The organism is Proteus faecis (genome assembly GCF_003144395.1).
Classification (GTDB): domain Bacteria; phylum Pseudomonadota; class Gammaproteobacteria; order Enterobacterales; family Enterobacteriaceae; genus Proteus; species Proteus faecis.
In genome coordinates, this window is the sequence record NZ_PENZ01000007.1 from 121,508 (window position 1) to 142,967 (window position 21,460).

The 21,460-nt window shown below is 40.5% G+C and carries 22 protein-coding genes; 8 read left to right on the top strand and 14 right to left on the bottom strand.

All coding sequences use genetic code 11. From position 1 onward, the window contains the following. Positions 1-46 precede the first annotated feature (46 nt). On the bottom strand, positions 47-814 hold the full coding sequence (bioH, locus tag DK858_RS01615; protein ID WP_109395935.1) for a pimeloyl-ACP methyl ester esterase BioH: 768 nt from the start codon (positions 812-814) through the stop codon (positions 47-49). Between the two features lie 37 nt (positions 815-851). Between bioH and gntX the strand changes: the two genes are divergently transcribed. The 6 genes from gntX (at position 852) to glpD (ending at position 6,148) form a co-directional block, all read left to right on the top strand. Next, positions 852-1,544 carry a DNA utilization protein GntX gene (gntX, locus tag DK858_RS01620; RefSeq protein ID WP_109395936.1) on the top strand — a complete coding sequence of 231 codons (693 nt, stop codon included), beginning with the start codon at positions 852-854 and terminating at the stop codon, positions 1,542-1,544. Positions 1,545-1,604: 60 nt separating this feature from the next. Further along, positions 1,605-2,183 carry a Fe-S biogenesis protein NfuA gene (gene nfuA, locus DK858_RS01625; protein WP_006534544.1) on the top strand — a complete coding sequence of 193 codons (579 nt, stop codon included), beginning with the start codon at positions 1,605-1,607 and terminating at the stop codon, positions 2,181-2,183. 179 nt (positions 2,184-2,362) lie between these two features. Next, entirely contained in the window at positions 2,363-2,689 is a 327-nt protein-coding gene (gene glpE / locus DK858_RS01630; RefSeq protein WP_109395937.1) for a thiosulfate sulfurtransferase GlpE, read from the top strand. Between the two features lie 19 nt (positions 2,690-2,708). Beyond that, positions 2,709-3,548 carry a rhomboid family intramembrane serine protease GlpG gene (glpG, locus tag DK858_RS01635; protein WP_109395938.1) on the top strand — a complete coding sequence of 280 codons (840 nt, stop codon included), beginning with the start codon at positions 2,709-2,711 and terminating at the stop codon, positions 3,546-3,548. 38 nt (positions 3,549-3,586) lie between these two features. After that, positions 3,587-4,345 (top strand): DeoR/GlpR family transcriptional regulator, encoded by a 759-nt coding sequence (locus tag DK858_RS01640; protein ID WP_006534541.1) that lies wholly within the window; start codon positions 3,587-3,589, stop codon positions 4,343-4,345. A 309-nt stretch (positions 4,346-4,654) separates the two neighbouring features. Continuing rightward, complete coding sequence (glpD, locus tag DK858_RS01645) at positions 4,655-6,148, top strand: glycerol-3-phosphate dehydrogenase (protein ID WP_109395939.1); 1,494 nt, start codon at positions 4,655-4,657, stop codon at positions 6,146-6,148. Between the two features lie 113 nt (positions 6,149-6,261). Here glpD and DK858_RS01650 read toward each other — a convergent pair whose 3' ends face one another. Next, on the bottom strand, positions 6,262-6,621 hold the full coding sequence (locus tag DK858_RS01650) for a DUF488 domain-containing protein (protein WP_109395940.1): 360 nt from the start codon (positions 6,619-6,621) through the stop codon (positions 6,262-6,264). Positions 6,622-6,898: 277 nt separating this feature from the next. On the opposite strand from DK858_RS01650, the gene metF reads away from it, so the two are divergent. After that, positions 6,899-7,798: a methylenetetrahydrofolate reductase gene (metF, locus tag DK858_RS01655; RefSeq protein ID WP_098941645.1), complete on the top strand. Its 900-nt coding sequence runs from the start codon at positions 6,899-6,901 to the stop codon at positions 7,796-7,798. 50 nt (positions 7,799-7,848) lie between these two features. Here the strand turns inward: metF and DK858_RS01660 are convergent, their stop codons facing one another. The 9 genes from DK858_RS01660 to DK858_RS01700 all read right to left on the bottom strand — a co-directional run bounded on the left by DK858_RS01660 (position 7,849) and on the right by DK858_RS01700 (position 18,100). Then, a complete protein-coding gene (locus DK858_RS01660) occupies positions 7,849-8,439 on the bottom strand; it encodes a DUF4291 domain-containing protein (protein ID WP_109395941.1) in 591 nt (196 codons plus the stop codon). Positions 8,440-8,685: 246 nt separating this feature from the next. Beyond that, positions 8,686-9,690 carry a LacI family DNA-binding transcriptional regulator gene (locus DK858_RS01665; RefSeq protein ID WP_109395942.1) on the bottom strand — a complete coding sequence of 335 codons (1,005 nt, stop codon included), beginning with the start codon at positions 9,688-9,690 and terminating at the stop codon, positions 8,686-8,688. 56 nt (positions 9,691-9,746) lie between these two features. Next, the gene (locus DK858_RS01670) at positions 9,747-11,264 is read right to left on the bottom strand and encodes a tripartite tricarboxylate transporter permease (protein ID WP_109395943.1); all 1,518 of its coding nucleotides are present in this window, start codon (positions 11,262-11,264) and stop codon (positions 9,747-9,749) included. 19 nt (positions 11,265-11,283) lie between these two features. Next, the gene (locus DK858_RS01675; RefSeq protein WP_109395944.1) at positions 11,284-11,745 is read right to left on the bottom strand and encodes a tripartite tricarboxylate transporter TctB family protein; all 462 of its coding nucleotides are present in this window, start codon (positions 11,743-11,745) and stop codon (positions 11,284-11,286) included. 61 nt (positions 11,746-11,806) lie between these two features. Then, entirely contained in the window at positions 11,807-12,781 is a 975-nt protein-coding gene (locus DK858_RS01680; protein ID WP_228407144.1) for a tripartite tricarboxylate transporter substrate binding protein, read from the bottom strand. 20 nt (positions 12,782-12,801) lie between these two features. Next, a complete protein-coding gene (locus DK858_RS01685; protein WP_109395945.1) occupies positions 12,802-13,854 on the bottom strand; it encodes a sialidase family protein in 1,053 nt (350 codons plus the stop codon). Between the two features lie 22 nt (positions 13,855-13,876). After that, a complete protein-coding gene (locus DK858_RS01690; RefSeq protein WP_109395946.1) occupies positions 13,877-14,806 on the bottom strand; it encodes a dihydrodipicolinate synthase family protein in 930 nt (309 codons plus the stop codon). A gap of 10 nt (positions 14,807-14,816) precedes the next feature. Next, positions 14,817-16,463: a signal transduction protein gene (locus DK858_RS01695; protein ID WP_109395947.1), complete on the bottom strand. Its 1,647-nt coding sequence runs from the start codon at positions 16,461-16,463 to the stop codon at positions 14,817-14,819. Positions 16,464-16,513: 50 nt separating this feature from the next. Continuing rightward, on the bottom strand, positions 16,514-18,100 hold the full coding sequence (locus tag DK858_RS01700; protein WP_109395948.1) for an FGGY-family carbohydrate kinase: 1,587 nt from the start codon (positions 18,098-18,100) through the stop codon (positions 16,514-16,516). Between the two features lie 440 nt (positions 18,101-18,540). Between DK858_RS01700 and DK858_RS01705 the strand changes: the two genes are divergently transcribed. Beyond that, positions 18,541-18,969 (top strand): hypothetical protein, encoded by a 429-nt coding sequence (locus DK858_RS01705; protein WP_109395949.1) that lies wholly within the window; start codon positions 18,541-18,543, stop codon positions 18,967-18,969. 51 nt (positions 18,970-19,020) lie between these two features. Here DK858_RS01705 and DK858_RS01710 read toward each other — a convergent pair whose 3' ends face one another. The 3 genes from DK858_RS01710 to opp1C are packed head-to-tail and all read right to left on the bottom strand — an operon-like array spanning position 19,021 to position 21,460. Next, entirely contained in the window at positions 19,021-19,773 is a 753-nt protein-coding gene (locus DK858_RS01710; protein ID WP_109395950.1) for an ABC transporter ATP-binding protein, read from the bottom strand. A 24-nt stretch (positions 19,774-19,797) separates the two neighbouring features. After that, positions 19,798-20,613 (bottom strand): ABC transporter ATP-binding protein, encoded by an 816-nt coding sequence (locus DK858_RS01715; protein ID WP_109395951.1) that lies wholly within the window; start codon positions 20,611-20,613, stop codon positions 19,798-19,800. Beyond that, positions 20,591-21,460, bottom strand: coding sequence for a nickel/cobalt ABC transporter permease (opp1C, locus tag DK858_RS01720; RefSeq protein ID WP_109395952.1), 870 nt, complete (start codon positions 21,458-21,460; stop codon positions 20,591-20,593). The genes DK858_RS01715 and opp1C overlap by 23 nt, the downstream gene beginning before the upstream one ends.

Sequence of the window (21,460 nt, forward strand, 5' to 3'; positions counted from 1 at the left end):
TCTCCAAGAAAAACGATACTCGTGTTCTATCTTGACGTATCTGAAATCACTTTTTACACGTATTAATAAGTGCATCACTAAATTCATCTGGATGTGAAATAAACGGCGCATGTGCTGCATTACGGAAAATAACCGAAGGTGATTGCGGATAAATAGCATCTAATAATCCAGCCACTTTTCGAGGCACTAACCCATCTAAATAACCATAAAAACGAATAAAAGGACAACGCAACATTTTCAACTCTTCTCGTAAATCCTCAGTACGCAGAATTTCTAATCCGCCATTAAGCACTTCAACAGAAGGAAGGGGTTGCTCTAATACCACGGATTTTAATGCCTTCATATCTTCACGCGCACTTTGAGTGCCCAATGTTTGCAGTGCTAAAAAACGTTCAACTGTACGATGAAAGTTCTCATTTAACTGTTGCTCAAACCCTCTTAGAACCTCAGGTTTGATACCTGGCCAATCGTCATGAGCACTAAAACAAGGCGAAGAGGCTACTGTAATCAATGCTTGCACATTATTGGGATTATCCAAGACAACACGGCTCGCAACTAATCCACCTAAAGACCATCCTAACCAAATGGCATTATCGGGAGCGTTGGCAAACACAATCTCAGCCATCTCTTTTAATGTAAGAACAGGAAAACCTTGGCTACGACCATATCCTGGGAGATCAACGAGATGCAGTGTAAAATGCGAGTTTAGTCGCGGTATTAATGATTGCCAGACCTCTGCATTCAATCCCCATCCGTGTAATAGCACAAGATCTGTTTTTCCTTCACCGATTGTCTGCCAATACAATTTATTCATTGTTATGCTCTCTTCTCTTAGTACAGGGATTTTCATTATGTGGATAACAATAGCAGGATATTGTTGGTTATGTCGCCAACCCTTACATTATGATACTAAAGGTATTTGTTCGAGTTGTATTCGCCATTTACCTAAACAGAATAACCGTTGCCCATGCTGTTTATATCCCTCATCTCACGCTATGATGCTATGCGGACGTTGCTTACAATCGCCCCCACCATGGAAACAGATGTTGACAGTCACAGACTATCAACCCCCATTAAATAAATTATTACACCTTTATAAATACCAACCTCGCCCTCAAATAGCTTTATGTCTCGCACGACTTTTTCTATTGCGATGGCTTTCACATCGCAGAGACAATGGGGTGCAAAAACCCGATAGAATTATTAGCGTTCCTTCGCATCGCCATCGCCGTTGGTCTAGAGGCTTTGAGCAAGTAGAAGCTATCGCAAAGCCTTTGGCAAGGTGGCTAAATTGTGCTTATCAACCGAATACCCTGATAAGAACTCGTGCTACACTGGTGCAAACGCATCTTAATGCCAAACAAAGGCAGCAAAATTTAAAGAATGCATTTGTATTAAATAACACAGTGTCGGTATCAGGGAAAAATCTGGCACTAATTGATGATGTTATCACTACAGGCGCGACATTAAAGAGTATTGTCCCCTTGTTATTTCGTGCTGGAGCACGCTCTGTTGAGGTATGGGCGATTTGCCGAACCTTGTAGTTAACCGCCAATTGGGCGTATGATAACCAACCAGAACAGTCAACTATTGAGCAAGACGATATGATTATTATTACTGATGCCGCACAGGCGCATTTTGCCAAACTACTGGCTAACCAAGAACCCAACACTCAAATTCGTGTATTCGTTATCAATCCTGGCACACCTAATGCTGAATGTGGCGTTTCATACTGTCCACCTGATGCCGTAGAGCCAAACGATACTGAAATTAAGTTCGAAAAACTTTCTGCGTATGTTGATGACATCAGCGCACCTTTTTTAGAAGATGCGGAAATTGACTTTGTCACTGACCAACTGGGCTCACAATTAACCTTGAAAGCACCTAACGCAAAAATGCGTAAAGTCGATGCTGATGCACCTTTAATTGAACGCGTAGAATACGTACTACAATCACAAATTAACCCACAATTAGCGGGCCATGGTGGTCGCGTTAGTCTAATGGAAATCACAGAAGATGGTTATGCTATCTTACAATTCGGTGGTGGGTGTAACGGTTGTTCAATGATTGATGTCACATTAAAAGATGGTATCGAAAAAGAACTATTAAACCAGTTCCCAAATGAGTTAAAAGGTGTGAAAGACTTAACTGAACACCAACGTGGCGAACATTCCTACTACTGATCCTTCAGTATGACATCCCCTATGATACTCACCTGCACGGATATCATGGGGGATTTGTTTATTAAAATAATCATTTACAAAGTATAACGTCATCTTTACCTATTTGACGTTATGATAAATGTACCGTTCTCTCGCTCAGAACAAATAAATCAATTAACAATATAATAAATAAGACAATTATGGATAAGTTTCAATTTCTCAGCATTGAACAAGCCTATCAATTCTGGACATCTCAATCGGCAATCTTAGTTGATGTTAGAGATCCTCAGAGTTACCGCATAGGTCATGCTACCGGCGCATTTCATCTCACCAATGATACGCTAAACACATTTTTACAAGATGCTGACTTTGATGTGCCTGTGATGGTGATGTGTTATCACGGCCATAGCAGTCAAGGAGCAGCTCAATATCTGGTCAATATGGGCTTTGAAACCGTTTATAGTGTTAACGGTGGTTTTGAAGCATGGCTAAGAGAGTTTCCACAAGCGATAACCTCTCTGCAATAACTACAGATGAGTTTTGTTAATGATCCACATTATTACGCTTTCTAACCCTCAAACGGCTGATTTATTTGTCAATTATATGGCAACGAAAGGTGTGCGAATTCACACAAAAAATGAAAATCAGCAGATCTCACTTTGGTTAGAAGACCAACATCAATTGGATATGGTTGAAAAAGAACTCAATACTTTTTTACGCGAGCCTTTTCACCCACGTTACCAAGCCGCAAGTTGGCAAACCGGTGATCCAAAAAATACAGGTATCAAATATCGCCCAGCCTTTTCGATAAAAAATATGGTGCAACGATCAGGTCCATTAACAGTGCTGGTCGTAATTTTATGTGCTCTTATTTTTATTTGGCAACAAGTAGTGGGCGATTATGACGTTATGCTCCATCTAGCATGGCCTTATAAAGAGAGCCTGAACTTTGAAATTTGGCGCTATATCACCCCTGCGTTTGTTCACTTCTCACTAATGCATATCGCCTTTAACCTTGCAATGTGGTGGTATCTCGCCAGTCAAACAGAGCAGCGATTAGGCACAGGTAAGTTATTTGTCATCATGCTCGTTTCTGCGCTCTTTAGTAATTGGGCACAATCACTGTTTACACAGTCCAATTTTGGTGGGCTTTCCGGTGTTGTCTACGCATTAATTGGCTATGTCGGCTTAACGGGAATACGTAATCCAGAAAAAGGTATTGGTGCTCCAACCGGCTTACTCGTCTTTTCGATTTTGTGGATTGTTGCGGGTTATATGGGCGTTTTAGGTGACTCTATCGGAAATACTGCACATTTTGCAGGCTTCCTTATCGGCTTATTGATGGCTTTGTGGGATAATCGACATCAATTATCTCGTAGATCATAATAAAATTAACATGATATTTTTAACATTAGGGGATACCTGTGAAGCAAACGCAACGACATGATGCCATCATTGAACTGGTACGCCTACAAGGCTATGTCAGCACTGAAGAATTGGTGGAGCATTTTGAAGTCAGCCCACAGACAATCCGACGCGATTTAAATGAACTAGCGGAAAAGAACAAAATCCAACGTCATCACGGTGGTGCGGCATTACCTTCAAGCTCAGTGAATACAGCTTATCATGATCGTAAAATTATGTGGTCTGATGAAAAATCACGTATCGCACAACGAGTAGCAAGCTTAATTCCTGATGGTGCAACACTATTTATTGATATTGGTACAACGCCTGAAGCGGTCGCTCATGCATTAATTAACCACAAAAACCTACGTATCGTGACCAACAACCTCAATGTTGCAACATTACTGATGGGCAAAGAAGACTTTCGCTTAATTCTTGCGGGTGGTGAAGTGCGTACGCGAGATGGTGGTATTGTCGGTGAAGCCACACTTGATTTTATCTCTCAATTCCGTCTTGATTACGGTATCTTAGGGATAAGCGGTATTGATATGGATGGTTCTCTACTTGAGTTTGATTACCATGAAGTTCGAACTAAACGCGCAATTATCGAAAACTCACGCTGTGTAATGTTGGTGACTGACCATTCTAAGTTTGGTCGTAATGCGATGGTGAATTTAGGTAATATGAATCTGATCGATTACTTATTTACCGATCAAGAACCACCAGCAGGGATCCAAAAAATTGTTGAGCAACACAACGTTCAACTCGAATTATGTTAATTTAATCCATTCCTCAAAAAGTACCTTATCAGGTACTTTTTTTTCGCCTATTCCCAACTAAACTCTAATTAACCCATTCTATTTACTCTTATTTTTAATCTATCTACGCTTTTTTTTATTAACACATTAACAATGTTGCTTATTATTAATAAACCCACAAAAGATGTGGATATGATAATAAATTGTTATCCATATCACGCGGTTATGTTTTTTATCAGTTATATAGTTGGCATTTTCATCAAACTTCATTACAATTATGAGCGAAAACGAACATTAAAGAATTATTTCGCGCATTCGTAGGAGGATGTTATGAAAACTCAAGACTTGATTGTCATCGGCGGCGGGATAAACGGCGCTGGAATTGCGGCGGATGCAGCTGGCCGAGGCCTTTCAGTACTTATGCTGGAAGCTCAAGACTTAGCAAGTGCGACATCTTCCGCGAGCTCTAAACTGATCCATGGTGGTTTACGTTATCTGGAACACTATGAATTTCGCTTAGTAAGCGAAGCACTAGCAGAGCGTGAAGTGTTATTACGCTTAGCACCACATATCGCATTTCCAATGCGTTTCCGCCTGCCACACCAACCACATTTACGTCCAGCTTGGATGATCCGTATTGGTCTATTCCTTTATGATCATTTAGGAAAACGTGTCAGTTTACCAAGCAGTAAAGGGATTAAATTTGGTGCAAATTCTGTATTAAAACCAGAATTAACACGCGGTTTTGAATATTCAGATTGTTGGGTTGATGATGCACGTTTAGTGGTACTCAATGCACAAGAAATCGTCCGCCATGGTGGTGAAGTACGCACGCGCACTAAAGTCACTCGTGCTTGGCGTGAAAACAATTTGTGGATGGTAGAAGCACAAGATTTACGTACTGGTGAAACATCGCTCTATCAATCAAAAGCTCTTGTCAATGCAGCAGGTCCTTGGGTTAAAACACTGTTTGACGAAGGCTTAAAACTGAAATCACCTTATGGTATCCGTTTAATTAAAGGTAGCCATATTGTTATTCCTCGTGCCCATAACGAACCACAAGCCTATATTTTACAAAACGAAGATAACCGTATTGTGTTCGTTATTCCTTGGATGGATGAGTTCTCTATCATCGGTACTACTGATGTTGAATATAAAGGCGATCCTAAAGATGTCGCTATTGATGACAATGAAGTTCAGTATTTACTGAAAGTTTATAACGATCACTTTAAAAAGCAGTTAACCAAAGAAGATGTCGTTTGGAATTACTCTGGTGTGCGCCCATTATGTGATGACGAATCAGATTCACCACAAGCGATAACCCGTGATTACACCTTAGATGTTCACGATGATAATGGTCAAACACCACTATTATCTGTATTTGGTGGTAAATTAACGACTTATCGTAAATTAGGTGAACATGCCGTTGATAAACTCGTAAGCTACTTCCCTAACATGGGCAAACCGTGGACTAAAAATGGTCAATTACCAGGTGGGAATTTAGAAGGTTGTGATCGTGATGGTTATTCACGTTTAATTCGTCAACGTCATCCTTGGTTACCAGAAGCACTGGCACTGCGTTTTGCCCGCACTTATGGTAGTAATACTGAATTACTGCTTGAAGGCATTACTGATTTAGCCGGTATGGGCGAAAACTTCGGTCATAATCTGTATGAAGCAGAATTGCGTTATTTAGTGAAACATGAGTGGGTTATCGAAGTTGATGATGCCATTTGGCGTCGTACCAAACTCGGCATGTGGCTAAATGACGAACAAAAACAACGTATTAGTGAATGGTTAGTGGCAAATACACACACAGCATAAGAGTAGCAAAAATATTCTCTGACTCTGTTCGATGTTTTTATTAGCAATTTTTGTGGCGCCTAATACCGCGCCACTTTTTTTGCTTTTTTATCAAAATGATGAAATTACCATCATTAGCAATGAGTTAACTGCTTTTCTAGAAAAGCTTTTAGCACCGTTGCATTATTTTGTTGCTCATCTTTACCTGAATAAAGTAATACTAAGGGTTGCTCTTTTGCTATCAAAAGGAGAGGTTGCCAATGTTCTGGCCTATCTGTCAATTCTTTAATATAACGTTGCGTAAATTCAGCAAAGTCTCCCCCACCAGCATGAAACCATTTTCGTAATTCAGTCGAAGGTGCAACCTCTTTATTCCACTCATCATAATGAAAATCGGTTTTCTTCACGCCTCTAGGCCACAATCTATCAACTAATACACGATAACCTTCATTCGTCCCATTTTTATCGTTATACACACGTTTACAGGTGATCATTTCGCCTCTCGTCAATTAGTTACTTCAATTAATTGTAGAAGAAAAATTATCAGGCTAATGCCTAGTGAGACTCTTTTTTTTTATAAAGAAAACTTCAACATGAAGTTTTCTCTCATTTCTATTGAATTATCCTCATCAAAAATAGGTGAATAATTGTTGACTAAATAACCTAATTAAGAGAATCTACATCTAGACGTCTAAATGGTTAGATGGGTGACTAGGTAGTGATACTTAAATAAGAATAACAACACAGAGACATGATTGATGAGGTATAGGTATGAGCTTTTATCACGCAAGCCAACATGAAGCATTAAACCAAAATCTTGCCGAACTTGATGGTCAGATCCAAGTTTCTTTTGAGTTTTTCCCTCCTCGTACCGAAGAGATGGAAAATACCCTTTGGCAATCTCTTGCGCGCTTAAATACCTTAAAACCTAGCTTTGTTTCTGTAACTTATGGTGCAAACTCGGGTGAGCGCGATAGAACGCACTCTATCATTAAAGGGATTAAAGAGCGTACAGGATTAGAAGCAGCACCGCATTTGACTTGCGTTGATGCTAGCCGTGAAGAACTACAACATATCGCACAAGATTATTGGCAAAGTGGTATTCGCCATATTGTTGCCTTACGAGGTGATTTACCGGACAACACTCAAAAGCCCGATATGTATGCCACTGATTTAGTTCATTTACTCAAAGGCGTGGGTGATTTTGATATCTCCGTTGCGGCTTACCCTGAAGTCCATCCTGAAGCAAAAAGTGCGCAAGCGGATCTCATTAACTTAAAAAGAAAAGTCGATGCGGGAGCAAATCGTGCGATCACCCAATTTTTCTTTGATGTCGAAAGCTATCTACGTTTTCGTGATCGCTGTGTTTCAACCGGTATTGATGTTGAAATAGTGCCAGGCATTTTACCTGTCACTAATTTTAAACAACTAAAACGCTTTGCCGGTTTAACCAATGTGAAAATTCCGGGTTGGATGCATAAAATGTTTGATGGGTTAGATAATGATCCTGAAACCCGTAGTCTGGTCGGAGCTTCAATTGCTATCGATATGGTGAAGATCTTAAGCCGTGAAGGCGTCAAAGACTTCCATTTTTATACACTTAATCGTTCAGAATTAACCTATGCTATTTGCCATACGCTCGGTGTTCGTCCTGAACTTGTACAAGCCTGATCCTAGCTTACCATTACCCCGCTAATTAAGCGGGGTGACATCGAGATAGATTACTCACCAAAGTGATAAGGTTTTTCTACTGGTAATAGGTTGTATGCGGTGTCGAGATCACCATTAGCAATACAAGCATCTATTTTACGTGCCTTATCGGTAATATCCGTAATATTCACAATCCACTCATTGCAATATTTTTCAACTGCTTGATTTCGCAAACCAATTTGGATAGTGCGATAACTGAGTCGATTCAGATAAATATCACGTTCAGGATCCCACTGAATACGGATATTACTGGCTTCTGATGCTGCTTTCCAAGCCTCAGCACTGACATAGCGGTCTGGATCAAAATGACTCACAACACCTTGTGTCAGCATCTCTTGAAAGCCTTCATGGGTAATATCAACTGCAAGAATAGAAGCTTGATTAGCGTCTTTGCGTCCCCAACCAGAACGGTACATCATCCAAAGAAAGGAAGGTTTTACCCAAGTCATGCGGGTCATACTAAAAGGGGGCGAAACAAATGTTCCGTTTGCGACTGCGCTCTGAGCAATAGTATTTGAATAGGCTTGATAAACACGAACAAAATCATTCGTATAATATGCCCTTACTTCACACTCAGGACATCGGTCAACATCATCGTTCATCTTTCTTTAATATCCTTTTATATTAATAAAATGGAACTATCCGCTTAAATTATGAGCCTCTAATTACAGATAATCAAGAGTCCCTATTTTTGATAAGGCTATATAAATAGCGTAGCGCGTGCCCACAGAAATAAAAAAGAATAACAATAAAACAAACCGACGACTGTCACGATTGTGGTTTATTTGTACAGAAATGAGTCAATTAAAACGTCTATTCTGCTCACAAGAATAAGCGATTTAATTAACTCATTGGGGAGAAATTAAGCGCTCGATAAGTTGCGTTTTTATTAATGCTGGGGATTTGACTGTGGTACCCGCTATCTTTGCCGTCATGATTTCAAACGCTTTTTCGACTAATAACGCTTCATCCTGCTTCATTGACCACACATTATTCGGTAAAAAGCTGAGCATCACATGCTCATCGAAGGTACCAATATGAAGATGAGCGGGGATACTTCCTTCACGTTGACGGATAACACTCAATAAACCTTCAAGAATAGGCAATGATGAGGCAATAAAATGAGAGGGTATTTGCTGATGTTGCTCCAAATACTGTTTCATCATCTGCTCACCATCTTTGGTTGTATTATGCTCAGCATAAGAGACAGTGACCCGGTTATCATCACCATAATGTCCTTTTATCGCTTGCACATAACCGCGCAAACGAGCGGCGATGGTTGGTAATAATGCATCACCGGCAAAAAAGTGGATTGGCACATCTTGCTTTATCATCGCTCTTGTCAGTTGAGCACCACTGTCACAGTTATCTGAAGCGACACAAATAGCCCCACTCACAGAAAAATCTCTATCTAAAAATACCAATGGCTTTTGACGATGCTTAACATGGTGTAGCTGATTTTTGCGGCTTGATGAAACAATAAAAATGCCATCGACATTGCGCTCGTCCATTGATTTAACAAGCTTATTCTCATTTTTAATATCACCATAGGTACAACTAATTGTTAGCTGGCAACCAATTTGGTGACAATGCATCTCTAATTTTTCCGCTAAAGCGGCAAAGAATGGGTTAGAAAGACGAGGGATAACCAATCCATAGGTATCTGTTTTATTAAGCTTTAAGCTTCTAGCCGCATGATTGACGGTATAGCCAAACACCTCAACATAATCTGCTATCTTCTTTTGCGTTTTTGCACTGATCCGGTATTGATCACCTTTGCCATTTAATACCAATCTGACTGTGGTAATAGACAAATTCAGGTCATTTGCAATCTGTTCAACTGTTTTTGCCATTAATATTCCATCATTGATATTGTGCCCTCATCGTAATGATGAGGGCCTGTTAACCGTTACTGAGCTGGTTTGGCTCGGTATTTCTTCCACATTGCTTTTAACGAAGGTCCAATAATGGGTAGGATCAACGTCAGTATCGCAATACCTAAGAATGTCGCTGTGATCGGGCGCGTATACAGGATAGATAAATCACCCTGAGACATCATTAAAGCACGACGTAAATTTGATTCTGCCATCGGCCCTAAAATAATCCCGATCACCACAGGAGACATAGAAAAGTCGAGCTTTATCATAATATATGCTAACAATCCTGCGCCCATCATCACAAACACATCAATGATGCTGTGGTTTACAGAATAAGCACCGACACTACACAATACAAAAATAATAGGTACTAATACACGACGGGGTACATCCATCACTCGAACAAAGAGTTTCATACATAAGAAACCTAAGATACCGAGGAAAATATTCGCCATCATCAAACCAAGGAAGATGCTATTAACTTCAACCGGATTGTCAGTAAAGAGCTGAGGCCCTAATGCCAATCCTTGAACCATAAATGCACCCATGATAATGGCTGTTGCACCATCACCCGGAATACCTAAGGTCATTAAAGGCACCATGGTTCCGCCTGTTACTGAGTTTGCACCGGCTTCTGGTGCAGACACACCTTCTGGTGAGCCGTGACCAAACTCTTCGGGATGCTTAGACCAACGTTTTGCTTCGTTATAAGAAATAAATGATGAGATATCTCCACCCGTTCCAGGAATAGCACCAATCGTTGTACCAATAGCTGATGAACGGAAATAAGTTGGCAATACTCGTTTAAAGTCTACCCATGTCGGTAATACACGCTGAATACGTGCATTAATTTTTTCACTCTTTTTCTGTTTACGCTCACGGTACTCTTCTTCGAAACTAATCAGTCCCTGAGAAAAAGCAAACAGACCAACCAAGATAGGAATAAATGAAACCCCACCCATTAAGTAAACGGTATCAAAAGTAAAACGAGGCCCAGATGTCATTGGATCAAGTCCAATAGTCGCAATCGCTAACCCTATCGCACCACCCATTAATCCTTTCACAATCGATTGCGATGATACACTGGTAATAATACTTATGCCAAATACAGCGAGTGCAAAATATTCAGCTGCCGAGAAACCTGTTGCTACTTTTGCTAATTGCGGCGCAATAACAATCAGGGCAATCGTACTAAAGATCCCCCCGAACATAGAGCCCATCGTGGATAAACCCAGAGCCCGCCCTGCTTCCCCTTTTTTCGCCATTGGATAACCGTCCAATACCGTTGCAGCGGAAGCGGGAGTACCCGGCGTACTAATCAATATCGCAGTAATTGAGCCACCATAAACGGCACCACAATACATTCCTAATAATAGGAGGATCCCTGTCATTCCTTGGAAGGAGTAAGTTAATGGGAGAAGTAATGCAATCCCCATATTCACTGTTAAGCCTGGTAATGCGCCGATAATAATACCCGCGAATACCCCCAACAGGATCATCGTTATCGTTTCCAGACTGAAAACGACCATTAAAGCGTCTAATATTTCCATCTCAAAGCTCCTTTACCGCTTACTCAAAAAGGACGGAGGTTGGCAGAGGTGAATTAAAGATAATGTCAAAGAAGACATAAACGGCGGCAACCATTACAACCGGGATAACAACCAAGGCAATAGGTTTTCTTTCATTCATCAGCCACATAATGATCGGGATAAGAAGCAGTGACGGAATAATAAAGCCGAAAAAGTGCAGGCCTGTGGCATAGACCAACATAAAGAGGCCTAAACCGTAAGCGCGTTTAACTGCAGTAGAACTCAGGTCAACAGACTGGTGTACATGTTTGATTTTATCAATCACAACACCGATCCATTGAAAAATCCCCAGTAAAATAAATAAGATGGCAAGACCATAAGGCCAAAAACGCTCCCCAGGCACACCATAATCATCAAACATGCTCATATCACGGGAGAGATAGATAATAAGTGCCCCGAAAGCCACTGAAATCGCACCGATGATTGTATTGATTTTTGTCATGTCGGGATCTCCCCGACCCTACCTGCCGTAACAGGTAGGGTGGTTTATAATAATAGAAAAGTTATTTTTTCAGGGTTGTTGAAATTAACTCAGCATACATCTCGTGGTCTTCTTTCATCATTTGGTAAGCATCGTCACCCGTGATGAATACAGGCATAATGCCTTGTTTTTTCAGAGCTTCTTGATATTCAGGTTTTTGCACCACTTCAGAGAATGCATCTACTAACTCTTTCTTCACGTTATCAGGTACATTAGCGGTTGTTGCTAATACAGCCCAAGCACGCATTTTCACGTTAGTGTCTAATTTCAATGCTTCTTTGAAAGTAGGAACAGCAGGGAATAATGGGAAGCGACGCTCATCCATGACACCCAGAACACGCAGAATACCGGCATCAACTTGAGACTTAACAGCACCTGGGGTGGTTAATACGCCATCGATATGATTACCCACTAAAGCCGCAATTGAAGGGCCTGTACCTTCGTTATAAGGGATATGGTTAAATTTAGCACCCGTAGTACGTTCGATATTAACGCCCGCTAAGTGATAAATAGCACCCATACCTGAGTTACCAACTTTCAGTTTACCCGGATTTGCTTTCGCGCCATCGATAAACTCTTGTAACGTGGTATAAGGTGATTCAGCATTAACCACTAACACCACTGGATCAGCGATAGTTGTTGCGATTGGAGTGAAGTCTTTATAAGTAACTGGTGATTTTCCTTGGTGTGGGAACATCGCCAGTTCAACTGTTGTCATCACTAATTTTGTGCCATCTGGGCGCGCATTAGCAACTTCAATCAGCCCCGTTAAACCATTACCAGCAGGTTTATTTACAGGAACGAAAATACGTCCAGCTGGCATCACGTCTTTTGCAAATTCAATGATAGTACGTGCAGAAGTATCAGTACCACCGCCCGGATTTTTCGGGATGACAACATCAATATTTTTTGTAGGATACGTTAACTGTTGGGCAACTGCGTTCCCCATGCCCAGTGTCATCGTAATCGCCAACGCTGCGAGTAGACTCTTTTTCATAAAACCCTTTCTCCACATTTTTATTGAGTAGCCATTAACTGCTGATAAACAATGTTTTTTCGATTCCAAGTAAAGGTCACGTGCAGGGTATTGTTTTCAGCAATAATAGCCGGATATGAAAATTCGCCTTCCCCATCGAGTAAATCGAATGGTTCAGACCAAGTACTGCCATTATCGGATGAAAGACTGACAGAGATAGGATAACGACGGCTCCAGTTACCTGAATTCGGGTTATATACCAATGCCAGTTGACCATCTGCGAAGGAGACGACATCAATGCCGCTATTATTATTTGGTAATATTGTTGCATAAGCCGGACACCAATTGCGCCCATAATCCGTTGAATCGCTACGATAAATAGTACCGCGCGTACTCCGCATCATGGCATGCACATGCCCAGGCTGGGATTCCCATAGTGTTGGCTGTATCACGCCATCCCATTGAAAAACGCGTTGTAGATCAGTCTCCCATAAGGCATCGTCCTTTAAACCTTGCCAGATTTCATGTTCCGCCTGTTCACCTTTATGATGTTCAATTGGAATATCTACTCGCAACCAGTGTTGACCGTTGTCACTCGAAATATCAACAAACGCATCCCAGAATTGGTCATCCTCAACCGATCCTGGTGCCAACCACTCGCCGTTCGACATCACTAACACTTTATTTTTCACAGGACCTCTAGGTGTAACATCACCAGAAACCAATTCACTCGGTAAACTCCAGCTATTTCCGCCATCCTTCGAGATAACGTATTGGGTCGTCCAACTATGTACATCGGGACCCGTTTTATAAAACAGCCAGATATTACCTGTTGATGGGTCAACATGTAAAACTGGATTCCAGTGCGCAACACCCGGATTTTTAACAACAGGTTGAGCGTGTTGCCAATGATCACCCTCTTTCATCACTAGCCAGATAGCGGTATTACCGCTACCTTCTTTATCACCAGCGAAAAAAGCGGTTAACAAACGCTCAGAGTTAGGCACACGCACAATCGTTGAAGCATGGCAGTGATTAAAAAGTGAATGTGCATTATCAAGCACAAACTGGGTTTCCTTCATCACGAAAGGCATATTCCTACTCCTGTGTCCTAAATTAATCTAACGAAAGCCACTTCTTCATATTCTCACCCAATGCAGTCATGCTATTGACGGCAGAAGGGAAAAATGAGTTTTCAAACTGACTGCTGTTACGGGAACGGCAGACCAGTGTGCTGAAGTTACCAATCAGGCGCTGATAATATTTAGCGCATGCTGGATAATCCAGTGTTTCGGTCATCGCTGCTGTTGATAAATAATCCGCTAACACCGCAGCCTGTTCTGGTTTATCTTTCCAATTCTCATAAAGCCAAACATAAAGCTCTGGATGGAAATTTGCCATAACACCGCTATATGCCTGACATCCTGCTTGGAATGAAGCTAATAGCGTTTGACTGTTGGCGTTTGCAAGATGCAAGCGAGTTCCTTTTGATAATGCCAAACGACGTTCTATCATCGGAAGAGAACAGCACGTATCTTTGATAAAAGTAAAGCGATTGCTTTGTGCACACCACTCTACAATCTCTTCAGATAACAAGCGCTTGTAAGGATAAGGGCATTCATAGATACCCAAATCAATCTCTTTTGGTACCACATTGGTTAAGACTTGCAGTGTTTCCAGCGCTTTATCATCTGACTCACCGACTAGAGCCAAGCGATTACTAATCATAATGACGCCATCGACGCCTGTACCCGCCATTGCCTGCAATTGTTCTTTTTGCTGACTTAATGCGGTTGCAGTATGACCAGAAGCAACTACAGGTACTCTTCCATCTGCTTTCTCAACGATAAAACGGGTAAGTGCTTGAGTCTCCTCATCACTTAAATAGAACATTTCGCTTGATTGGCAAGCGGCAAATAGACCATGTACACCGGAATCGATATACCAATCTACAAGACGCTCTAATGACGCCCAATCAATCTCCCCTTTGGCATCAAAAGGGGTTAACATAACAGGCCAAACACCGACGTATTTTTGCTGACTCATCATCAATTCCTTACAGTAAGTTAATGGCATCACCTGCCACTTTCACTTGGATACCTTGAGTCAATGCTTGAGCAACAAATGCTTTTAGCACAAACGCCAATTTATCTTCATCAACATAAGCCACAGTAATGTGGTTACTTTGATGTCCCGCCATAAGGTCATCACGTGTTACGCCATCTAACGTACAGTTCAGTAATGGCCATTCATAGTTAGTTGCTCTACGACGACGTTCAAATTCTGCTTCAGGTAATTCCACCGCTACACCAGTACCAATATGCATAATTACATCTGTACCTTCATAGTGTGCACGCGCCCATAACAAACGCCCTGCTTTACCTTGACCTGCGATAGTTGATCCCCCTTTAGGGAAGAACATCGGAGGCTGGCGATAACCTGTCGCACCTTTTAAGCCGCCTTTGAGGTGTTCAAAAGGAACAGAGCCCGAAATTTCCATATCCCAGTAGAATGTGCCTTCATACTCACTACCCCAACGAATATCATGTAGTGTGGTTTCAGCCGGTAATCCTAATGAGGTTAATAAACGCCATAACATCGTTTGAGGAATAGCCGTACCCATATCCACTTCATTGATACAAGGAATTGGCGTGTTAGGGCAGATAATCTCGCCGTTTTCATCTGGTAGAGGGAAACGCATGGTTGAACCAATCGCACCTTCAGCAAAGTCAGACGCAGGGCAACAATCTTTTAAACCCTGCTGATATTGCACACCCACCGCAGTTAGACCAAAACGTTTTACGAAACGCGCCATTGCAATCATCATGGCGCACTGCTCCATCACTTGTTCACGGGTGAGTTCAGTTTTGTCATCCTGACCAAACATAAACGTCATCCCGTTATCTTCGTACCACTGTAAACATGCCTCTCTTAATTCTGTCGGTACTTTCGCCATTTCGACCAATAACGCAGATTGAGAAAGGGATTCAATAGGCATACCAATATTGATCATTGCCTGTTGTGGGAAGACCCCGTTAATCATTCCCATACAGAATGTATCGAACAAACCAATTATTTCTTTATTTTTAATTATATATTCGCCGACTTTACGACCCACTTCGCCAGCTTCTGTCGCCATTACCCTGTGTGTTGGCGCAACATCTGTAAGATAGCTAAGCTTATGATTTACATAACCATATTTTAACCAAGTTGCTAAACCATCTACAAAAAATTCGTCATCAAACGCTTCTGACCATAAACGTGAATAATTTTTACCTAAGCTAGTCATCGTACCCGCTAAGCACAACATACCCACTAGACCCGGCCATGTACCATCAAAGTTAGCCAGCAGTAAAATAGGGCCTCTATGGTGTGCCAAGGAAGAGGCAATATGGTGTGAATATTGCCATGCGGTTAATAACACGATAACCGGAGCATCAGGATCAATTGCGGCAAACATATCGCAACCTTCACGCTGACTGCTGATAAAACCATGACCGCGAGCTTCATTAATTTCATGAGCACGCTTCATTTTGTAACCTTGAGCTTCTAATGCTGCGGCCAATTTATCTTCAAATTTTTTCTGTACAGGCCAGCATGTTACGTTTGCAGGCTCACGTAAGTCTGCGTTGGTGACCATCAGGATCTCTTTCTGACCAGCTGTGATGGTTGTCGGTAATTTTGGTAGATTTAAGTTCAACATAAGATATCCCTGGTGAGGTAAACTTGGTTCATAATCGGAAAAATTAGAGGTCAACAATCTGACATCATTTCGTTATAACGTTGCTGATCTTGATACATCTGCAAATAAACTTGATATTTAGCTTGATGGAAGGCAAATGTGTCACTATCTGGTGTGATAATGCTACCTTCTCGTACCATTGCGCTGGCAGCTTTAGAGAAATCATCGAAGGCTTTACACGCTACAGCGCCTAATAATGCAGCCCCTAAATTCACCGCATCTTCTTCTTGCGCTAAATGAATTTCACGGCCTGTCGCATTAGCGTATTCACGTAGCCACAATGGATTCTTTGTTGCACCACCACACATCACGATGCGATTGATTTGATGTCCCGCATCTTCCAGTGTGTCGATAATATGGCGTGTGCCATAAGCAATAGATTGCAGTGTTGCAAGATAATAACGAGCCAATGCAACACGACCACTTTCCAGCGTTAAACCGCTTACCATACCTTTTGCAGCAGGATTGGCGCGCGGAGAACGATTGCCATGATGGTCAGCTAAAACATGAAACTGAGCTGTTGGATATTGTTCATTCTCTTCCAATTCAGCGACAGCTTCGTTTAATAAGGCATAGTAGTTAACACCTTTTTCTTTTGCTTCTTGCTCTAATTCAGCCCATGATTCATGACGGCGGATAGACCATTCAACTAACGCACCAGCAGCACTTTGCCCACCTTCGTTTAGCCATAATTCTGGTAACATCGCGCCAAAATAAGGCCCCCAAACACCGGGAACCATAATTGGATATTGGCTGACTATCATGTGGCAATTAGACGTACCACTGATAATTGCCAAACTACCTTCAGGTTGTGATGCCGTTAATGCCAAACCACCTGCATGTGCATCAATAATGCCTGAAGCAACAATGACACCCGTGTGCAAGCCAAACGCATCAGCAACCGACTCATCTAAACAACCGGCCTGTTCGCCTAACGCAAGAATGGTTTGTGGTACTTTTTCTAATAATTCATCCAAACCTACATCGGCTAACAAGCTCTCACTAAATTGCCCCTGATGTGCTAAATAGTTCCATTTACAAGTTAATGTACAAGTACTTGCGACATCCCCTGATGTTGCTTTCCAAACTAAAAAGTCGGCTAAATCAAAGAATCGCCATACGTTTTGATAACGCTCTGGATAATGATTTTTTAACCACAGAATTTTTGGCAATTCCATTTCAATACTCACTTCACCACCGACATATCGTAGTGAAGGATCATTGGTCAAATTGATGGTGACCGTTTCTTGTACAGCACGGTGATCCATCCACATGATGATATCTTGTTCCGCTTTACCACTTGGAGAAACAGAAAGCCCTTTACCATCCTTATCCACAGCAACTAAAGAACAAGTGGCATCAAAACCAATAGATTTCACATGGATAGGATCAATAGCAGATAACGCCACCGACTCTTTTACTGTCGTGCAAACCTGTTGCCAAATATCGGTAGACGATTGCTCAACGAAATCCGTTTTTGGACGGAATTGAGCAATAGGGCGGACAGAAAAGCCCAAACGCTTTCCATTGCTATCAAATACCGCTGCACGGACACTGGCTGAGCCAACATCAACGCCAATAAAATATTGTTGTTCCATGCGAACCCTCATCATTTGCTAACGCTATGCTAATTTTTGCTACTTCGAGTTAGCAAGTTAATTCGAGCATGACGAAAAAACAATCACAATAAGATTGGTTTGTGATGTAGATCTACATCGATAATTTAACACCATGATTTTATTGATAATTTATTTATTTGATTTTATACGCTATTTAGATGAGGTACTGAATCGATTATGTTCGTTATGAAACTAACGAACATTTAATTAATAAAGTAGGTAAAAGCACTTATAAAAATAGTAATATCTCGACAATAAACTCTCTTTTATTAAAAGATATCTCACTAATAATGAGAGATATTATTCAAAAAATAATGAAACCCGGGAAAACGATAATATTCCTATTGCTATAACGCTCTATTACTTTATTTTTAATAAGTTAATTTAAATTTATATATTCTTTTTTGGAGCATTTAATTATGTTGAAAAATATTGCGATTAGTCTTTCTCTACTTTTTATTACCTCTTCTGCCTTTTCAGCGACATTAGCTGAAAAAGAATTACAACAAAAATTTGAGGAGAATATTCAGTCTCGTGTTATGGATTTAAATAAAAGCTGTGATACCAATATAAAAGTGGTTTTTGATTGGTCTGCATTTTCTGCCGATGATTTAAAAACAATAGGTATTGATAGTTATTGCAGTGAAGGATTAAAAGGCGTAATTAATACTTGTGAAAGCAGCCAAATAGCACAAGAAACGGTAAAAGAAAAAATAGAGAATATTATCTGCTCTAAAGCAACACCGCGTAGTATTGAACTCAAAGATGGCACTCTAAATTTTGGTATTGATTTCAATGCGGCAAACGATGCAAAAGCAGTTCAAGAACACTTAATGAATAATCTCTAAATATATTAAATTCATCAAGCAATAATGCTTAAAGGCATTACTGCTTGTTGATTAAATAACAGCTTGAATAAGCTTTTTAGAATAATCATGAGAAACATCGCCTAAATTATTTATCTCACACAATTCAATATTTTTGCCTTGTAAAAAGAACATCACTTTATCACAGAAATAAGCCACCGTTTGAATATCATGACTAATAAAAAGATAAGAGAGTGCAAATTCTTCTTTTAACTGTTTTAATAAATCTAATATTTGAACTTGAGTAGGAATATCTAAAGAGCTAAGCGCCTCATCTAATACAATAAGTTTTGGGTAAGATGCTAATGCACGACATAAACATACCCGCTGAGCCTGACCACCAGAAAGTTCAAATATATAACGGGTATAGCAACTTTTAGGTAATTCTACTTTATCTAAAAAAGCAAAAATAAGTGTTTTCAGTGCTTGATGGCTAATACTTGGATTAATGATTTTAATCGGCTCAGCAATAATTTCGCCTACCATTAATGTCGGATTAACAGAAGTCAGATAATCTTGAAAAACGATACTGATTATACCTTGGCGATGAAGTCGTTTTGTAACGGGCTTATTATTTAAAGAGATAACACCACTATCAGGTAACTCTAATCCACAAATCAAACGTGCTAACGTACTTTTACCACTACCACTTTCACCGACTAAACCAAAAGCTTCACTCGAATTAATATTAAAAGAGAGTGAGTCGATAACCTTCACTTTTTCACCGAATAGTGTGTTATTTTTTTGAATATAATATTTACTTATATTCTCAACGTTTAATAACATAACCCCTCTTTTATTATGATGATATCAGTATATTTTTTTATTAATCAATTGCTCAAAGCGTAATGAAAGTTGTCGGCGTGCATTAATTAAATAACGCGTATATTCTTGCGTTGGATGAGCTAAAACGGTTGCTTTCTCACCACATTCAACCATTTTTCCTTTTTGCATGACAAATATATCGTCAGCCATTTCATTAACTATCCCTAAATCATGAGAAATAAAAATCAGTGTTGAATGATGAGTTGTGACGACATGCTGGAGAAGTTTTAATATATCTTGGCGAAGAGGTGCATCAAGCGCCGTTGTGGGTTCATCTGCAATTAATAACTTAGGTGATAAGGCAAGTGCTATCGCAATCATTACACGTTGCAATTGCCCACCACTTAATTGATGAGGAAATGCTTGCATAATAGATTGAAATTGATGAGGAAATACATGAGATAATGCCAACTCCGTTTCTTCTATAGCTTGCTTTTTAGAATAGGAAAAATGGTAGATTAAAGTTTGGCAAAATTGCTTTCCTATTTTCATTAAAGGATCAAAGGCCCCCATGCCATTTTGCACAATCACACCTAAAGATGTCCCCAATAAAGCGCGACGTTGAGAAAGCGATTCATGGCTGATTTTCTTTCCATTCAAGAAAATCTCCCCTGACATGACTAACTGTTCAGGTAGTAATCCCATAATAGCTTTACTAATCAAGCTCTTGCCACTACCACTTTCTCCTACAATCGCGAATGTACGCCCTTGCTTTATTGAAAAAGAGATATCATCAATCAGCTTTTTTCCACTTTCTTGGTGAGTGATAGAAACGTGCTCAAGCGTCAGTAAGTTGTTCATGTTTTTCTCCTACTGACTGGCGATTATCCGGATCAAACACATCACGTAAGAAATCCCCCCAAAAATTAAATGCGGTGACAACAAGCGTGATAGCAATACCTGCAGGTAACATTTGCTCTGGATGTAATACCATGACATTTTTTGCTTCACTGAGCATATTTCCCCATTCTGGCGTTGGTGGTTGTACACCTAACCCTAAAAAGGAGAGAGCAGATATCATTAAAATAACACTACCAATATCTGTTGAGGCTAAAACAATAGTTTCAGCAAAGGTGACAGGTAATAAATGACGGCGCAAAATATGGCTAGAAGGTGCGCCAATCACTTGTGCATATGCAATGTAATTACGATGGGAATATTGGCGAACGACCCCTCTGATCATTCTGGCATACCATGCCCATTTCACCAAAATAACGGCAATTAAGATATTACCAATACCCGGCCCCATTATTCCCACTAGCGCTAAGATCATAATTTCTGCAGGAAATGACAAAACAACATCACATAACCGCATAATTAATGTATCTGTCTTGCCATGGAAAAATCCGGCTAACATGCCCATTAACCAACCAATCATTAATGTCACACTCATGGCTAATAAGGCATAAAATACCGTCGTTCTAATACCAAACAATAACCTTGAAAAGATACAGCGCCCTAAATTATCCGTACCCAACGGATAATCAAAACTCATGGGCTTAAATTTCAAACGTATCGACGTTAATGTCGGATCATGTGGTGCCAACCAAGGGGCAAATATTCCTGCAATAACCACAATCGTAATCACCAATAAACACAGTTGTGCACTTTTATCTTTTCCGAGTCGTTGCCAAAACAGACGCCACAT